The sequence below is a fragment of the Pseudomonas sp. GQ91 genome (genome assembly GCF_059758795.1).
Window position 1 is genome coordinate 17,054 of the sequence record NZ_JCAXED010000017.1, and the last position, 16,422, is coordinate 33,475.

General features: G+C 60.0%; 15 protein-coding genes and 1 tRNA gene. 11 read left to right on the forward strand and 5 right to left on the reverse strand.

Annotation, left to right across the window (positions count from 1 at the left end; translation table 11 throughout):
* The first annotated feature begins 16 nt into the window (after positions 1–16).
* From nosZ to AC6CIA_RS22565, 7 genes are all read left to right on the forward strand, one after another.
* Positions 17–1,939 (forward strand): TAT-dependent nitrous-oxide reductase, encoded by a 1,923-nt coding sequence (gene nosZ, locus AC6CIA_RS22535; protein ID WP_498315242.1) that lies wholly within the window; start codon positions 17–19, stop codon positions 1,937–1,939.
* Positions 1,940–2,072: 133 nt separating this feature from the next.
* Entirely contained in the window at positions 2,073–3,335 is a 1,263-nt protein-coding gene (locus AC6CIA_RS22540; protein WP_498315399.1) for a nitrous oxide reductase family maturation protein NosD, read from the forward strand.
* Positions 3,335–4,246, forward strand: coding sequence for an ABC transporter ATP-binding protein (locus AC6CIA_RS22545; protein WP_498315400.1), 912 nt, complete (start codon positions 3,335–3,337; stop codon positions 4,244–4,246). Before AC6CIA_RS22540 ends, AC6CIA_RS22545 begins: the two co-directional genes overlap by 1 nt.
* Positions 4,243–5,073, forward strand: coding sequence for an ABC transporter permease (locus AC6CIA_RS22550; protein ID WP_498315244.1), 831 nt, complete (start codon positions 4,243–4,245; stop codon positions 5,071–5,073). The genes AC6CIA_RS22545 and AC6CIA_RS22550 overlap by 4 nt, the downstream gene beginning before the upstream one ends.
* A gap of 24 nt (positions 5,074–5,097) precedes the next feature.
* Positions 5,098–5,613, forward strand: coding sequence for a nitrous oxide reductase accessory protein NosL (locus AC6CIA_RS22555; protein ID WP_498315246.1), 516 nt, complete (start codon positions 5,098–5,100; stop codon positions 5,611–5,613).
* Between the two features lie 222 nt (positions 5,614–5,835).
* Complete coding sequence (gene ggt, locus AC6CIA_RS22560) at positions 5,836–7,560, forward strand: gamma-glutamyltransferase (protein ID WP_498315247.1); 1,725 nt, start codon at positions 5,836–5,838, stop codon at positions 7,558–7,560.
* Between the two features lie 239 nt (positions 7,561–7,799).
* Positions 7,800–7,873, forward strand: a tRNA-Cys gene (locus tag AC6CIA_RS22565).
* Between the two features lie 261 nt (positions 7,874–8,134).
* On the opposite strand, the gene AC6CIA_RS22570 is transcribed toward AC6CIA_RS22565, so the two are convergent.
* Complete coding sequence (locus AC6CIA_RS22570; protein WP_498315402.1) at positions 8,135–8,677, reverse strand: histidine phosphatase family protein; 543 nt, start codon at positions 8,675–8,677, stop codon at positions 8,135–8,137.
* 159 nt (positions 8,678–8,836) lie between these two features.
* Here AC6CIA_RS22570 and AC6CIA_RS22575 point away from each other — a divergent pair, with 159 nt between their 5' ends.
* The 3 genes from AC6CIA_RS22575 to AC6CIA_RS22585 all read left to right on the forward strand — a co-directional run bounded on the left by AC6CIA_RS22575 (position 8,837) and on the right by AC6CIA_RS22585 (position 10,420).
* Positions 8,837–9,052, forward strand: a complete 216-nt coding sequence (locus tag AC6CIA_RS22575) for a hypothetical protein (protein WP_498315249.1) — start codon at positions 8,837–8,839, stop codon at positions 9,050–9,052.
* Positions 9,049–9,273: a hypothetical protein gene (locus AC6CIA_RS22580; protein WP_498315250.1), complete on the forward strand. Its 225-nt coding sequence runs from the start codon at positions 9,049–9,051 to the stop codon at positions 9,271–9,273. Before AC6CIA_RS22575 ends, AC6CIA_RS22580 begins: the two co-directional genes overlap by 4 nt.
* A 445-nt stretch (positions 9,274–9,718) precedes the next feature.
* Positions 9,719–10,420 carry a hypothetical protein gene (locus AC6CIA_RS22585; RefSeq protein WP_498315252.1) on the forward strand — a complete coding sequence of 234 codons (702 nt, stop codon included), beginning with the start codon at positions 9,719–9,721 and terminating at the stop codon, positions 10,418–10,420.
* Positions 10,421–10,487: 67 nt separating this feature from the next.
* Here the strand turns inward: AC6CIA_RS22585 and AC6CIA_RS22590 are convergent, their stop codons facing one another.
* Both AC6CIA_RS22590 and AC6CIA_RS22595 read right to left on the reverse strand, forming a co-directional pair.
* On the reverse strand, positions 10,488–11,108 hold the full coding sequence (locus AC6CIA_RS22590; protein WP_498315254.1) for a TetR/AcrR family transcriptional regulator: 621 nt from the start codon (positions 11,106–11,108) through the stop codon (positions 10,488–10,490).
* Positions 11,109–11,119: 11 nt separating this feature from the next.
* Positions 11,120–12,340 (reverse strand): multidrug effflux MFS transporter, encoded by a 1,221-nt coding sequence (locus tag AC6CIA_RS22595; RefSeq protein WP_498315256.1) that lies wholly within the window; start codon positions 12,338–12,340, stop codon positions 11,120–11,122.
* A 453-nt stretch (positions 12,341–12,793) separates the two neighbouring features.
* Here AC6CIA_RS22595 and AC6CIA_RS22600 point away from each other — a divergent pair, with 453 nt between their 5' ends.
* The gene (locus tag AC6CIA_RS22600; RefSeq protein ID WP_498315258.1) at positions 12,794–14,119 is read left to right on the forward strand and encodes an NAD(P)/FAD-dependent oxidoreductase; all 1,326 of its coding nucleotides are present in this window, start codon (positions 12,794–12,796) and stop codon (positions 14,117–14,119) included.
* A 69-nt stretch (positions 14,120–14,188) separates the two neighbouring features.
* Here AC6CIA_RS22600 and AC6CIA_RS22605 read toward each other — a convergent pair whose 3' ends face one another.
* Both AC6CIA_RS22605 and AC6CIA_RS22610 read right to left on the reverse strand, forming a co-directional pair.
* Positions 14,189–15,655 (reverse strand): aldehyde dehydrogenase family protein, encoded by a 1,467-nt coding sequence (locus AC6CIA_RS22605; protein WP_498315260.1) that lies wholly within the window; start codon positions 15,653–15,655, stop codon positions 14,189–14,191.
* A 52-nt stretch (positions 15,656–15,707) separates the two neighbouring features.
* On the reverse strand, positions 15,708–16,421 hold the full coding sequence (locus tag AC6CIA_RS22610; protein WP_498315262.1) for a cupin domain-containing protein: 714 nt from the start codon (positions 16,419–16,421) through the stop codon (positions 15,708–15,710).
* Between the last annotated feature and the right edge of the window lies 1 nt (position 16,422).

The window sequence follows — 16,422 nt, forward strand, 5'->3', positions numbered from 1 at the left end:
CCATCAGGAGCACATCATGAACGACACCGAAGCGAACAACGCCGGGCAAACCCCGGAACCGGAAGGCCTGAGTCGACGCGGTTTTCTCGGCACCGGGGCGATAACCGGCGCGGTACTGGCGGGCGCCACGGCCCTTGGCGGCACGGTTTTTACCCGTGAGTCCTTCGCGGCGGCAGCCAAGGACGCCAAGTCGAAAGTCCATGTGGGGCCGGGCGAGCTGGACCAGTATTACGGCTTCTGGAGCGGCGGCCACCAAGGCGAAGTGCGCGTACTCGGCGTGCCGTCGATGCGTGAGCTGATGCGCATTCCGGTATTCAATGTTGACTCGGCCACTGGCTGGGGCCTGACCAACGAGAGCAAGCGCGTGTTGGGGGAGGGCGCCAAGTACTTGAACGGCGACTGCCATCACCCGCACCTGTCCACCACCGACGGCCGCTATGACGGCAAATACCTGTTTATCAACGACAAGGCCAACACCCGCGTGGCGCGGATTCGCCTGGACATCATGAAGTGCGACAAGATCGTCACTGTGCCCAATGCCCAAGCCATCCATGGCCTGCGCCTGCAAAAGGTGCCCTACACCAAGTACGTGTTCTGCAATGCCGAGTTCATCATCCCGCACCCCAACGACGGCCGCAGCTTCGACCTGCAGGACAAGAACAGCTTCACCCTGTTCAACGCCATCGACGCCGAAAAGATGGAAATGGCCTTCCAGGTGATCGTCGATGGCAACCTCGACAACGCTGACATGGACTACACCGGCAAGTACGCTGCAGCCACGTGTTACAACTCCGAGAAGGCCTCGGACCTGGGTGGCATGATGCGCAACGAGCGCGACTGGGTGGTGGTCTTCAACATCCCGCGCATTGAAGCGGCGATCAAGGCCGGCAAGTTCATCAACCTGGACGGTGTCAAGGTTCCGGTAGTGGACGGGCGCAAGGGTGATGACGGCAAGGACAGCGAATTCACCCGCTATATTCCGGTGCCGAAGAACCCCCATGGCTGCAACACCTCGCCCGATGGCAAGTACTTCATTGCCAACGGCAAGCTGTCGCCGACCTGCACCATTATTGCCATCGACAAGCTCGACGATCTGTTCAGCGACAAGATCAAGGACCCGCGTGGCGTGGTGGTCGGGGAACCGGAGCTGGGCCTGGGCCCGTTGCACACCACTTACGACGGCCGGGGGTTTGCCTACACCACGCTGTTTATCGACAGCCAGGTGGTCAAGTGGAATATCGCCGAAGCGATCCGTGCCTACGGTGGCGAGAAGGTCAACTACATCAAGCAGAAACTCGATGTGCATTACCAGCCTGGCCACAACCATGCCTCGCTGACCGAGACCCGTGATGCCGACGGTCAATGGCTGGTAGTGCTCAGCAAGTTTTCCAAGGACCGCTTCCTGCCGACCGGCCCTCTGCACCCGGAAAACGACCAGTTGATCGATATCTCCGGCGAGGAAATGAAACTGGTGCACGACGGCCCGACCTTTGCCGAGCCCCACGATTGCGTGATGGCGCGTCGGGACCAGATCCAGCCGAAGAAAATCTGGCAGCGTGACGACCCGTACTTCGCTGAAACGGTGGCGATAGCAGCCAAGGACGGCATCAAGCTGGAGACCGACAACAAGGTGATCCGCGATGGCCAGAAGGTGCGGGTCTACATGACGTCCATGGCGCCGACCTACGGCTTGACGGAGTTCACCGTCAAACACGGCGACGAAGTCACCGTGACCATCACCAACATCGACCAGATCGAAGACGTGACCCACGGATTTGTCATGACCAACCATGGCGTGAGCATGGAAATCAGCCCACAGCAGACGTCTTCCATCACCTTCATCGCCGACAAGCCCGGCCTGCATTGGTATTACTGCAGCTGGTTCTGCCATGCGCTGCACATGGAAATGGTCGGGCGGATGCTGGTGGAACCCGTCTGAAGCCGAGTCTCCCGACAAACGTGACTTGAGCCCCCCGTAGCCACTGTCGAGCGCCAGCGAGGCAGTGGCTACGCACTACTCGGGGCGTACATTCGGATAAGACAAGGAACACACTGTGGCTCGATTTCGAAGCCTGTTCACGGGGGCGGTATTTTGGCTGGTATCGGCCAATGCTTGGGCGGCGGTACACCCGATCACCGATTTACCCCTGCAACGCGTCGCGCCGCATCACTGGCGCTTGCCCGCCGGTGATTACCACGGCACCTTCAGCATCGACCAGCCCCTGCAACTGACCTGCGAGCCGGGCGCGGTCATCCACAGTCAAGGCGAGGGTAACAGCCTGCTGATCAGCGCGGCTGATGTCAGCGTCGAGGGCTGCTCCTTTCTCGACTGGGGGCATGATCTCACCGCCATGAACGCGGCCATCTTTATCCTGCCCAAGGCCCAGCGCGCGGTGATCAAGGACAACCGCATGCGCGGGCAGGGCTTTGGCATCTGGGTCGACGGCACGGCGGATGTCAGCCTGCTCGATAACCACATTCAAGGCGACCCGCAGATGCGTTCCCAGGACCGTGGCAACGGCATTCATCTGTATGCGGTCAAGGGCGCACGGGTCATCGGCAACCAGGTGCGCGACGCCCGTGACGGCATTTACATCGACACGTCCAATGGCAACCTGCTGCAAGGCAACACCCTGGAAGACTTGCGCTACGGCATTCACTACATGTTCGCCAACGACAATCAGGTGCTGGGCAACATCACCCGGCGTACCCGTACCGGCTACGCCTTGATGCAAAGCCGCCAGTTGACGGTGATCGGCAATCGCTCCGAGCAGGACCAGAACTACGGGATCCTGATGAACTACATCACCTATTCCACCTTGCGTGACAACGTCGTCAGCGACGTGCGCGACGGCACCACCGGCGACACTATGATCAGTGGCGCCGAAGGCAAGGCGCTGTTTATCTACAACTCGCTGTTCAATCGCATCGAGCACAACCATTTTGAGCGCAGCGCGATAGGCATTCACCTCACGGCCGGCTCCGAAGACAATCAGATTGCCGACAACGCCTTCGTCGGCAACCAACGCCAGGTCAAGTACGTGGCGACACGCTTGCAGGAATGGTCGGTGCAAGGCCGCGGCAATTACTGGAGCGACTACCTGGGCTGGGACCGCAACAGCGACGGCCTCGGGGACGTGGCTTATGAACCGAATGACAACGTCGACCGCCTGCTGTGGCTCTATCCCCAGGTGCGGCTACTGATGAACAGCCCCGGCATTGAGTTGCTGCGCTGGGTGCAACGGGCGTTTCCGGTGATGAAGTCGCCAGGAGTGATGGACAGCCATCCACTGATGCAAGCCCCCACGCGTACCCTGCTCAAGGAACCCGCATGATGCCTGTCGTCGAGATCGAAGGCGTTACCCAGCGTTATGGGCAAGCCACTGTGCTGCATGACTTGAACCTCAACCTGGCGCCGGGGGAGGTATTGGGGCTGTTCGGCCATAACGGCGCCGGCAAGACCACCAGCATGAAACTGATCCTCGGCCTATTGCAGCCAAGTAGGGGGCAGGTACGGGTATTCGGTCGTGCGCCGAGCGATCCGCAGGTGCGCCAGGTGTTGGGCTATTTGCCGGAGAACGTGACCTTCTACCCGCAACTCAGTGGCCTGGAAACCTTGCGGCATTTCGCCCGGCTCAAAGGCGCATCCACCGCGCAGGTCAATGGGCTGCTCGAGGAAGTCGGCCTCACGGCCGCCGCCCGACGCCGGGTCAAGACCTACTCCAAGGGCATGCGCCAGCGTCTGGGGCTGGCCCAGGCGCTGCTCGGCGAGCCGCGCCTGTTGCTGCTGGACGAACCCACCGTCGGCCTCGACCCGATTGCGACCCAGGACCTGTATCACCTGCTGGACCGCCTGCGCGGGCAAGGCACCAGCATCATTCTGTGTTCCCACGTGTTGCCTGGCGTTGAAGCGCATATCAATCGTGCCGCGATCCTCACGCAAGGGCGCTTGCTGGCGCTTGGCACGCTGGCGGCATTGCGCGAGCAGGCGCAGTTGCCCACCTTGATCCGCACCCACGGTTTGCAGTGTGCTGCACATCTGCAACAACGCTGGAACGAGGCCGGTCATGTGACTCAGCCCTGGGGCGCCGGGGGATTGCAAGTGGCGGCTCTCAACGGCAGCAAACTCCAGCTGCTGCGTCAGTTGCTGGATCACGATAGCCCGCAGGACGTGGAAATCATTACTCCATCCCTGGAAGACCTTTACCGCCATTACATGAACAGCGCCATGGAGCGTGCCCTATGAGCCCGATCTGGAACATGGCCCGCAAGGAGTTCTGCGACGGCCTGCGCAACCGCTGGTTGTTGGCCATCAGCCTGTTGTTCGCCGTGTTGGCCATCGGCATCGCGTGGCTGGGCGCGGCTGCGTCCGGGCAGGTGGGCTTCACCTCCATCCCCGCGACCATCGCCAGCCTGGCCAGCCTGGCGACTTTCCTGATGCCGTTGATTGCGTTGCTGCTGGCCTATGACGCGATTGTCGGCGAAGACGAAAGCGGCACGTTGCTGTTGTTGCTGACCTACCCGCTGGGGCGCGGGCAGTTGCTGCTGGGCAAATTTGTCGGGCATGGCTTGATCCTGGCCTTGGCGACATTGATCGGTTTTGGCTGCGCGATGCTGGCGATTGCGGTGCTGGTCAACGACGTCGAGTTCAGCCTGCTGCTCTGGGCTTTTGGTCGCTTCATGTTGACCTCTACCTTGTTGGGGTGGGGCTTTCTCAGCCTGGCTTATGTATTGAGCAGCCTGTCAGCCGAAAAATCCACGGCCGCCGGGCTGGCATTAGGCGTGTGGTTCTTTTTCGTGCTGGTCTTCGACTTGGCGCTGTTGGCCCTGCTGGTGCTCAGTGAAGGCCAGTTCAGCCCGACGCTGTTGCCCTGGCTGCTGCTGTTGAACCCGGCGGATGTATATCGGCTGATCAACCTGTCCGGTTTCGATGCGGGGCCGGCGTCGGTGGGTGTAATGGCGTTGGGCGGCGATCTGGCGGTGCCGGGAGCGATGCTCTGGTTGTGTCTGGTGTTGTGGGTCTTGACGCCTCTGGCCTTGGCTTATTGGCTGTTCAGGCGGCGCGCTGTGTGATTTTTATTGAGGGAGTGACACAACATGAAAATGCGTTATTCACTAGGGGCGGCTTTGCTCTTGAGCCTGCTGTTGGCCGGGTGCGACAAGCCGCAGCAGTCGACTGCTGGCAATGAGCCGGTGGCGTTTCATCCCGGCGATGAATGCCACGTGTGCGGGATGGTCATCAACGACTTTCCCGGACCCAAGGGGCAAGTGATGGAGCAGGGCGCCGCGAAGAAGTTCTGCTCCACGGCGGAAATGATCGGCTGGTGGCTGCAACCGGAGAATCATCATGAGAGCGCCAGGTTGTATGTGCATGACATGGGCCGCAGTCAGTGGGAAGCCCCCGACGACACCCATCTGATCGATGCCCGAACCGCGTTCTATGTGCTCGGCACCGGCCTCAAAGGCGCCATGGGCGTGGTGCTGGCCTCGTTTGCCGACGAGGCGGTCGCGCACAAGGTGGCGGCGGACACGGGAGGGCGGGTATTGCGCTTCAACGAGATTGACCTGGCGCTGTTGCAACAGCCCGCAGCCATGTCCCACAGCGGGCACTGATCATATTCTAGCGTTGGAATACAGTCGGATGTGGCAGCGAGCTTGCTTGCGAAGAGGTCCGCAAGAACAACAAAAAAACACGCCTGTCACCCGTCACGAACGACTGCGAGTCGTGCCTTGCGTTCCATCACCGACAGCCTCTGTCATAAAAACGCCACGGTGCTGGGGCTCGCCGATGAAAACGACTACTTTGAAAAATTCCAATAAACAGAGTACCCATGGATGAACTACCAACCCTTTACCCGAACCTTGATAACAACGGCCCTGGTCCTGACCTTCAGCGGTGTTCAAGCGGCGTCCCAGGCGCCGGTGGCTGGCGAAAACGGTATGGTGGTCACCGCCCAGCACTTGGCAACTCACGTTGGGGTCGATGTGCTCAAGGCCGGTGGCAACGCAGTGGATGCGGCGGTCGCCGTCGGTTATGCCCTGGCGGTGGTGTATCCGGCCGCGGGCAACCTGGGCGGGGGTGGGTTCATGACGGTACAGTTGGCGGACGGACGCAAAACCTTTCTCGACTTCCGCGAAAAAGCCCCCTTGGCATCCACGCCGGACATGTACCTGGACAAGGACGGTAATGTCATCGAAGGCCTGAGCGCCAAGGGGCATTTATCGGTCGGCGTACCGGGCACGGTGTCAGGCATGGAAATGGCGCTGAGCAAATACGGCACCCTGAAGCGGGCCCAGGTGATCAAGCCGGCCATTGCGTTGGCGGAAAATGGTTTCGTCCTCGACCAGGGCGATGTCGACATGCTGCACTCGGCCACCGGCGAATTCGAAAAAGACCGAGACCTGCGCGCTATCTTCCTGCAGGACGGCAAGCCGCTGCAGGTCGGCGAGAAACTGGTGCAAAAGGACCTGGCAAAAACCCTGCGGGAAATCTCCGCCAAGGGCACCGACGGCTTCTACAAGGGCTGGGTCGCCAAGGCCATTGTCGACTCCAGCCAGGCGGGCAAGGGCATCATCGCCCAGGCCGACCTGGACAACTACAAGACCCGTGAACTGGCGCCCATCGAGTGCGACTACCGTGGCTACCATGTGATCTCGGCGCCACCACCGAGTTCGGGCGGCCTGGTGATCTGCCAGATTATGAACATTCTCGAAGGCTACCCGATGGCCGAGCTGGGCTACGGTTCGGCCCAGGGCCTGCACTATCAGATCGAAGCCATGCGTCACGCCTATGTCGACCGCAACAGCTACCTGGGCGACCCGGACTTCGTGGAAAACCCGGTCGCGCATTTACTGGACAAAAACTACGCGGCAAAACTGCGCACGGCCATCGACCCGCAAAAAGCCGGCGACTCCCAAGCGATCAAGCCGGGCGTCTCGCCGCATGAGGGCACCAACACCACCCATTACTCCATTGTCGACAAGTGGGGCAACGCGGTCTCGGTGACCTACACCCTGAACGACTGGTTTGGCGCCGGGGTCATGGCCAGCAAGACCGGCGTGATCCTCAACGACGAAATGGACGACTTCACGGTCAAGGTCGGCGTGCCCAACATGTACGGGCTGATCCAGGGCGAGGCCAACGCCATCGCCCCGGGCAAGGCACCGTTGTCATCCATGAGCCCGACCATCGTCACCAAGGACGGCAAGGCGGTGATGGTCGTAGGCACGCCCGGCGGCAGTCGGATCATCACCGCGACCTTGCAAACCATCCTCAACGTCATCGACTACAAGATGAACATCCAGGAAGCCGTCAACGCCCCGCGTTTCCACCAGCAATGGATGCCCGAGAGCACCAACATCGAAGCCTTCGCCCTGAGCCCCGACACCCGGAAAATCCTCGAAAGCTGGGGCCATACCTTCGCCGGCTCGCAAGACGCCAACCACCTCGCCGCGATCCTCGTCGGCGCGCCTTCCCTGGATGGCAAACCCGTGGGCAACAACCGTTTCTACGGCGCCAACGACCCGCGCCGTAACACCGGCCTGTCCCTGGGCTACTGAGCCACGGCAGGGCAGGGGCGAGCACCCGCAAGCCGCCCCTGCCCCAGGCAGCGACAGAATATTTTTTGAAATCAAGGGGTTGCCAGCCCCGGCAAATGAGTACATAATTGCCGCCATCGAACGCATCGAGGCGTAAAAAACCTTAATGTTTTCAATGAGATAGAGTAGAGGTAAGGCTCACGCAGCCCACTCAAGTTCATATGCGGTGGATGTCAGCAAGCAGGACATCGATCGTTTGAGGCCGAGTAGCAAAATGGTTATGCAGCGGATTGCAAATCCGCCTACGCCGGTTCGATTCCGACCTCGGCCTCCACTCTTGAAAACCCCGTAGATCAATGGTCTACGGGGTTTTTTATTGCGCGCAGGAAAGTGCTGGAGTTCCGAAACTTCAGAGGGTGGAGTTCCGAAACTAGCTCATTTAGAAGGCTGCGCGACCGCGCCGATGCGTCGGTACACGCGCTTGGTGATCTCCCGTTCCGAGTGCCCGAGCAGGAAGCGTTGCTTCGCCGGGCCGCTACTCAGTTCGCAGATTACTTGCAAAAGCGCGAATTGTTTGCTGTTCGCGCGTAACGTATTAGCTCTGAACCCTCTGATAGACCATTGCGCTCCAGTACCGGTTTCCATTGCGTTTCTGGCGAGTCCATCCGGCAGCCTCCAGCTGCTTAGCGATCATTCGATTCATGAATCCATGACCCAGTAACAGCACCGGCCCTGCGCCGGCAAGGTCTTGAAGTTGTTGAGCTGCTTCGCCCGCCCGCACCTTGGCCTGGCGGGCAGACTCGACGGTTCCTGAAAAGCCGCACAACCATGAAATCCGAAGGATAAAGGCCCACGTAAATGGCGAAAGGCGCGGCAGTGTCCAGCGACCATGGGGCAGTTGCGCCTCACAAAAAATCGCATCTACTAGCACAGGTTCAAGGCCCAGCGCCCTTACTGATGTAAGCGCTCTAGGAGCACTGCTCGATACGATCGTTTGAGCAGTCGCCGCTAGCCTCACACTCGCTTCCGGTGCGGGTTCATTGACGATTCCAGATAAGTTGTAATGCTCAATCCAGTGCTTCATATCCAGTGCTGAAATGTTACCGTTCATGGTCAGGTTCGGCTGGCCATGGCGCATTAGGATGATCTCTCTGTTCACTGTATTGACGTCTTTGTCTTGCTAGGTTCTGAGGGCAGAGGATGCACCCCTGCAGCTATCTGGCACCAGATGGCACTTGAATGTGTAAAGCATTGCGGCGCAAGGGTATCAGCTAAGCATCAGGGTATAGAGCGACGATTGTTCCTCAGGTACAACGCCATAGCGCGCAGCCGACAACCTCAAGAATATCGGTCGCCCGGATACCCGCAGGCCAAGCACGAGATGCACAGCCTGCTGGCGGGGGCGAGCCTGTATTTCTGGGCGCGACTGGTGGGTCGCACCGGCAACGTCGGGCCGTTCTTCCCGATCCCGGGCGCAGTCAATGGCCGGGCCAGCTCGGTCCGGGGTCCGTGAATGATCGTCTGGAAAAGGCGAAGCAAGAGCTGGAGGACCTGATTTCGGAAGTGGTTGATGCGCTGGAATATGTCTCTACCAAGATATACGCCAAGGGCGAGAGGGTCCGTATGGCGCAACGCCTGTTTCAGGAAATCAAAGCCTCAACGTTCCTCAAGGGAAGCTTGTATTCCGAGGCGAAGATGAAGACGGATCTATCTTGCTCAACAGCACAGGCCTAGCGACGTTCGATGGTAATGAAAAACGTCGAGGCAAATTCGGGAACTTAAATAAAGACGGATGAGTTCGGGTTTGGCACATGGGATGAAAACAGCGTACAGAAAATCGATCCTTCGTCGTCCCCAATGAGGACCGTTCTCTCTGTTCTCGTTACTTTCGGATCGACAGAGCCCGGCTCCTCAAAACATTTCGCGGTCCCTGGCTGCGACTTGAGCCCGAGATATTGAATGGAAACGTGAGGGTGTGGCGCGGGCACAGGACTGCATACAACGGACTGTTCGGTCAGCGAATGATCGACACCGGCCTCACCTGATGTTCAGTAATGGAAAATGCTTTTTGACTTGAGTAAGTTATGTGTAAATAGCGTTTTCAGGTGGGCGTCAGTCGGCAACTATGCAGGTTGGACGTGCTGGTGTATGCGGAACACAATAAGGACAGAGTTGATAAATGTTAAAGATAACTAAAGATCAATTTACAAAATGGACTATTCCCAGTAAGGCAAGTTACATCGGTTTGTGGGTGGGGGTGATAGGCACAGTGTTGGGTGCGATTGGCACAGGGCTTGCCATTTATTTTTATGTCAATCCGCCTAAAACACCACCCACCAGCTGTGACGAGTTTGTCAGGAACACTCATCCTACTGTGGTCAACTTGAAAGGCGCTAAGTTTCAGGGGTGGCTGGGTGATCCAGATAAGTCATTGACTCTTGAATATGCAAACACATCGAAATTTACGGCTAAGTCATTCAGCGTAAGTGTTGCCTATAATGGCAAGACGTTTGATGCGTTTAAGTCAAATGCGTTTGAAGCAGTCAATATGGCCAATTTGTCAATACCTGGAAATGGAAGCCTGGAACTTCCCGTCGCTCCTTTGTCGAAAATTCAAGAGAAAGTGAGCGGTACTGTATGCGGTATCGGATTTTATCCCGCTGATCTTGACCACGCCGCACCCGAACACTGTGGCTCGGGAGAGGTGCAGTCATCTATTATCAAAGTTAAGGCAACTTACACTAGCATATTCGAAGAAAAGAAAGAGCTGCAGTCCAGTCTGTGGTTATATGAGTGCCTGAACTGTCAAGGCACCGACAATGCGTTCAGTATTAAAAGGCTTCCCCTGCCGGAAGTTTCGAATGCAGGAACAGTGCGCTGATTTATTTCTACTATATTTTTCGATGAGGGTAGGTCCGCCCCAAGAGAATAACTCTGAAATTAACCTTTCAGCGCGCCTGTTCACTCGGTGCAATGCCCGCCAGTGCCGCAACGTCGATGAGGTTGATCAATTGGCGCAGCGCATTCAGGCGGCGCGCATACGCGGGCGCGTTGCCGTAGATGAGTTCGACGTGGAGGCTGTCGATCAGTGCCAGATAAGCTTCGGCCAATACGCTGGATTGTTGTAGCCCGAGATCGGGACAGGCGCGTTTGAGCGCTGCCTGAAACCGCTCGGCAATGCCGGCCAGGTAGTGTTCGAAAGCGGATTTCACTTTCTGCTCGATGGAGGTGGGGGGGTAGAAGGCCGCTCGGAGCAGGAAGCGCAGCGCACTGCTGTCGCCGAAGCGACTCTGCAGGTGGTCGACATACCGTTCGCCCGGCACGCGGTCGCTGGTGGCGGCCGAGAATTGCCCGTCCACGTAGTCTTGCTCCGATTTCAAGGCCAGGTCCAGCACCGCGCAGTAAAGCTCGTCCTTGCCGGTGAAATGCGCGTACAGCGAAGCCTTCCTGATCCCTGCACTGACCGCTATGTCGTTCAATGAGGCGGCGTCGTAGCCGCGATTGGCGAAGTGTTGCAAGGCCAGTTGAACGATTCGTTCAGCGGCGGGGGTCAGGCGAGGGGAAGTCATAAATCGTCTCTTCAGTGGCCGGCGAGGCTGAATGTAGCATCACTTTTGTTTGGCAGGCTTATCCACGTCAGTAGGCATACCAGCAGTGCGCTGAGCGTCAACAGGCCTGTCCAGGCGATGACGCCCTGTCCCAATACCAGTGCCGAAATCGGCGTGGCGCTTGAAGAAAGGGACAGTTGAATCGCTCCCAGCAGGGCAGCGGTCGAACCCAGCGCACGTTCCTGGGACGCCATGACCAGCGACATCAGGGTGGATTCGGCGATGCCCAGGCCGAAGAGTGCCAACGCCATCCCCGCTGCAATACCGGGCAAGCCAATGGGCGTCGAGGCGGCCGCGACGGTTGCCACAGCGCCCGCTGCCATGCAGCCGACGCCGATCCAGGTCAGCCGGTTGAGCCCCAGGGTCGAGATGAGTCTGCCCGCGGCCATGGCGCCGAACAGAATGGCGATGCCCGTCACCCCAAACAAGAGGCCGAAGGATTGTGCGCTCAGGCCATAGATTTCCTGGTACACCAGCGTCGCGCCACCGATGTAGGCGAACAGAAAAAAGAACACGGCAGCCACACTCAGCGCTGGCAGGAGAAAACGCCGATCCCTGCCAATCGCCAGGTAAGTCCGGCACGCGGCGAAGAAGTGCAACGGCTCGCGCTTATGCACGGCGAGGGTTTCGGGCAGGTTCAGCCAGCTGTTGCACAGCACCGCGATACCGAAAAGGGCGAGTGTCAGCATCACGGCGCGCCAGCCGAAATGGGTATCGATGAAACCGCCCAGCGCGGGCGCCAGGATCGGCGCGACGCCTTCAATGGTCATCAGCAGCGCAAACAGCTTGGTCGCCGTGGCGCCCCGGCTGACGTCTCGGACCATGCTCATGATCACCACCAAGGTCAGCGCAGAGCCGAGCCCTTGCACGAAGCGAAAGCCGATAAGTGTTTGCAGTGTGGGTGCCCAGGCCGAGCCCAGCGAGCACAGGATAAACAGCATCAGGCCGATCAGAAGGGGGCGACGGCGTCCGTAGGCATCGACGAAGGGCCCGAACAACAATTGGCCGGCGCCCATCGCCAGCAGGAAAAACGTCAGGGTGAGCTGGACGCTGGCGAAACTGCTGTCAAAGTCCCGGGCGATTTCGGGAAGGCTTGAAAGGTACATGTCGATGGCGGAGGGGCCGAGGGCGCCGATGACGCCCAGGCCGATTGCCAGTTTCAAGGGCACTCGCTCCGATTGCACGGTGTTCATGTGTACAGTCCTGGTTGATTGCTACCTACCGGTCGGTAGGTTTATGGTTTTCATCATAGATTCACTCGCTCCCCGGGTCAACACAGCGCATTGAAAGAGTTAACACCGCAGCCGGAACACGCTGTGGCCGTGACCGCTCGCAACGCGTATTGGCGGCGCTGTGAAACATTTCTCCCTCGGTCGGCAAAGTCTGCCGAGGCAGGCCCGCTAAACGGTGGTTTCTATCAAGGCGCGCTTACTTTTAACCGCTTATGCACGGCTTCATGGTGGTGTAATAAATCCATGACGTACCGCCGTGCCTTGGCGTCGAATAACGGGTTGCCCCTCGGTAACCCATGGGCAATTGCATTCGACCGCCATGGCACTTTTACCCTCGTGGCGACAGAGCCCGTGGGGTACGATCCGCTGCGGTGCCGCCTACGCCATTCCTGACCCACTACGGATATTCAGAACATGCCAGCACCTTTAATTCCTGTGCAAACCTGCACCGATCTGCCAGCGGAGGCTGATGTGGTCGTGATCGGCGGCGGTATCATCGGCGCTTTTACTGCCTATTACCTCGCCAAGCGCGGCATGAAGGTCGCCCTGGTCGAAAAGGGCCGCATAGGTGCCGAGCAATCAAGTCGTAACTGGGGCTGGTGCCGTCAACAGAACCGCGATGCGCGTGAGTTGCCGCTGGTTACCCAAAGCCTCGCGTTGTGGGAGCAATTCGGCGCGCAAACCGGTGAACAAACCGGCTTTACTCGCTGCGGCCTGCTCTATCTGAGCAACGATGACAAGGAGCTGGAGGGGTGGGCGCGCTGGGGGGAGTTTGCCCGCACGGTCAATGTGCAGACCCATATGCTCACCGCGCAACAAGCCGCCGAACGCGGCAGGTCGACTGGCAAACCCTGGAAAGGTGGCGTGTTCGCGCCCACGGATGGTGTCGCCGACCCTTCGCGAGCGGCGCCCGCGGTGGCTCGCGCCATCATGGCTCTGGGCAGTACCGTGCACCAGGACTGCGCGGTGCGGGGGGTCGAGACTGAAGGCGGTCGATTGTCCGCAGTGGTGACCGAGAAAGGCACCATCCGTACTCGGCTGGCGGTCCTCGCCGCGGGCGCATGGGCGTCCTCGTTCTGTCGCCAGTACGGGATTCGTTTTCCGCAGGCGACGATTCGTCAGACGGTACTCGCGGTCACCGCCCCCAGCGAGGAAATCCCCTCTGCGTTGCACACCACCGCAGCGTCCATGACGCGCCGCGCCGACGGCAGCTACACGCTGGCGATCAGCGGCCGGGGCCGGGTCGACGTCACACCCCAGTTGCTCGGGTTCTCCACGCAATTCCTGCCGATGTTTCAGCGTCGCTGGCGCAACCTTGCACCTGGCGGGCTGGAGGGCTGGCGTTCAGGCCATGAAAGCTGGAAACGTTGGCGCCTGGACCAACCTACGCCGATGGAGAAAATGCGCATCCTCGATCCTCGCGCTGATGCCTCGGTGGTTGCGCTGACCTATAAGCGTGCCGTGGAACTGGTTCCGGCGTTGAAAGACACATCAATCAAGGCCGCCTGGGCGGGTTACGTGGACAGTACCCCGGACGGTGTCCCAGGCATCGGCGAAATCGCCAGCCTGCCAGGCCTGGTGCTGGCCGCCGGATTCAGTGGACACGGCTTCGGCATTGCGCCGGGGGCCGGTCATTTGATTGCCGACATCGTCAGCGGCATGACACCTACGGTTGATCCGCAGCCTTATCACCCGGATCGCTTCAAATCGTCGGCCTGGGGCAAGGTGGCGGACTTTTAACCTGAAACGGAGCCGGTCGCGTGCGGATCATTCGCCGCACGCAACGGCCGTTATCCTCCCGGCAGTCACCTACCGTTCGCCAAAACCAATGATGGCCTTGGTTTCAAGGTACTCCTCAAAACCGTACACACCGTACTCTCGACCATTCCCCGAACGCTTGTAGCCACCGAAGGGCGCCATGGGGTCCCACGCCGGATAGTTCAAATGCACTTGGCCGGCGCGAATGCGCGAGGCCACCGCCCGGGCCAGGTCAAGGTCCTGTGCCTGTACATGGGCGCCGAGCCCGTACACCGTATCGTTCGCGATCGCGATTGCTTCATCCAGCGTTTCATAGGCAATGATGCACAGCACGGGACCGAAAATTTCCTCCTGGGCGATGCGCATGGTGGACTTCACTTCGGAAAAAACCGTCGGCCGGGTGTAGAAGCCTTTCGTCAGGCCCGGCACCCGTCCTGGTCCGCCGCACAACAGTTTCGCGCCCTCGTCCAGGCCGGCCTCGATCATTGCTTGAACACGCTTGAACTGCGCTTCGTTGGCGATTGGACCGAGTACGGTGTCCTCCGCCAGCGGGTCACCGACGACGATTGAATTGGCGGTGGCCGCGGCCAACGCTTCGACCTCGGCCAAGCGGTTTCTGGGCACGATCATTCGGGTCGGGGCGCTGCAGGATTGCCCTACGTTGCGAAACGCCGACATGACCCCGAGTGGCACGGCCTTGGCGAAGTCCGCATCAGGCAACAGCACGTTCGGCGATTTTCCACCGAGTTCCTGGGTCACGCGTTTCACCGTAGGCGCGGCCGCCTGCGCCACCAGCGCGCCGGCACGGTTGGAGCCGGTGATGGAAATCATGTCGATGTCCGCGTGCGCCGCCATGGCCGCGCCGACCTCGGCGCCGCTGCCGTTCACCAGGTTGAATACGCCAGGTGGCAAACCGGCATCGTGGACCAGTTGCGCAAACAGTAGCGCGCTGAGGGGCGACAGTTCGCTGGGTTTGAGCACCACCGTACAACCCGCTGCGATGGCTGGGGCGACTTTGGCGGTGATCTGATAAAGCGGCCAGTTCCACGGCGTTATAAGCCCACACACGCCGATCGGCTCACGTTCGATCGCGGTGCCGTGCTCAACCGTTTGGAAACGATAGCTGGACAGCACATCCCTTGCGACACGCACATGTTCGGCTGCCAGCGGCACTTGCATGGCCCGCGCAAAATTGATCGCCGCGCCCATTTCCAGGGTGAGGGTCTGGGCCAGCAGTTCCTTGCGTTCAAGCATCAGCTCGTGGATCTTTGCCAGGAACTGTGCCCGCACCGCAGGGGCGCAGGCGGACCAGCCAGGCAATGCGGCGCGCGCTGCCGCGACAGCGCGATCGACATCCTCGGCAGACCCGCACGCGACCTGCGCGATCACTGCCTCGCTGGCAGGATTGACCACCGGCAGGCTGGCCGCGATTGCGGGGGGAGACCACCGGCCGTCGATATAAAACTGTTGGGCGGTGTGCATATCGAGGTTGCTGCTATTCGACGATGGAGAGGTCATCCAACTGGCTCCTTGGTACGTTGACGGGGGCTGCGAACAGCCGGGCCCAAGCTCATTTCACCGCATACACCTTGCGCACATACACGCTGCTGTCCCAGGCGCAGGGCGCGCCTTTGGCGACGAACACCGTGTCGCCGCGGTTGACCGTTACCGAGGCACCCTCGGGGTCTTGCAGGGTCACGCTGCCTTCAAGCAGGTGCATCAATTCGTGCAGTTTGTGCGGACGAGCGTGGCGGGCGTAGGGCGTCGAGTCCCAGATGCCCACGCGCAGCTCGGTACTGGCATCGTCGAACAGACTCAGCGCACGGCATTGTGGCGCGGCGCCGATGAGGATCTGCGCTTCTGGCGCGGCGGAGGGATTGAGCGGTGTGCGCGGGTCGAGCCAGGTCAGGCCGGGGCGCAGGGGCGCGTCGGGCATGTCAACCGCGCAGAACGCCCATTGGCTGCCGGCGCTCGCCTGCACGCGAAGGTGCGTGCCACGACCGATCACGGCGCTGTCGCCTACACCCAGTTCCAGCCGCAACTGCGCCGTCTGCAGTACGACATGGCCGGCGTGGACCACTACTGTTTCGCTGTAGGGGAAATCGTCGATAGATATTTCGCCGCTGAACCTCACCAGGCCGGCGGACACCCCATCGTCGCTCTGGCAGGCGAGTTGACGTGCGTCGCCGAACGGATCACGTGCGTCGAGGGCGGCGCGGTGCAAAGGCGTATCGGTACGACTGCCGTCGGCGCGAGCCAGCAGCAAAATGCGGGGAGATGACATG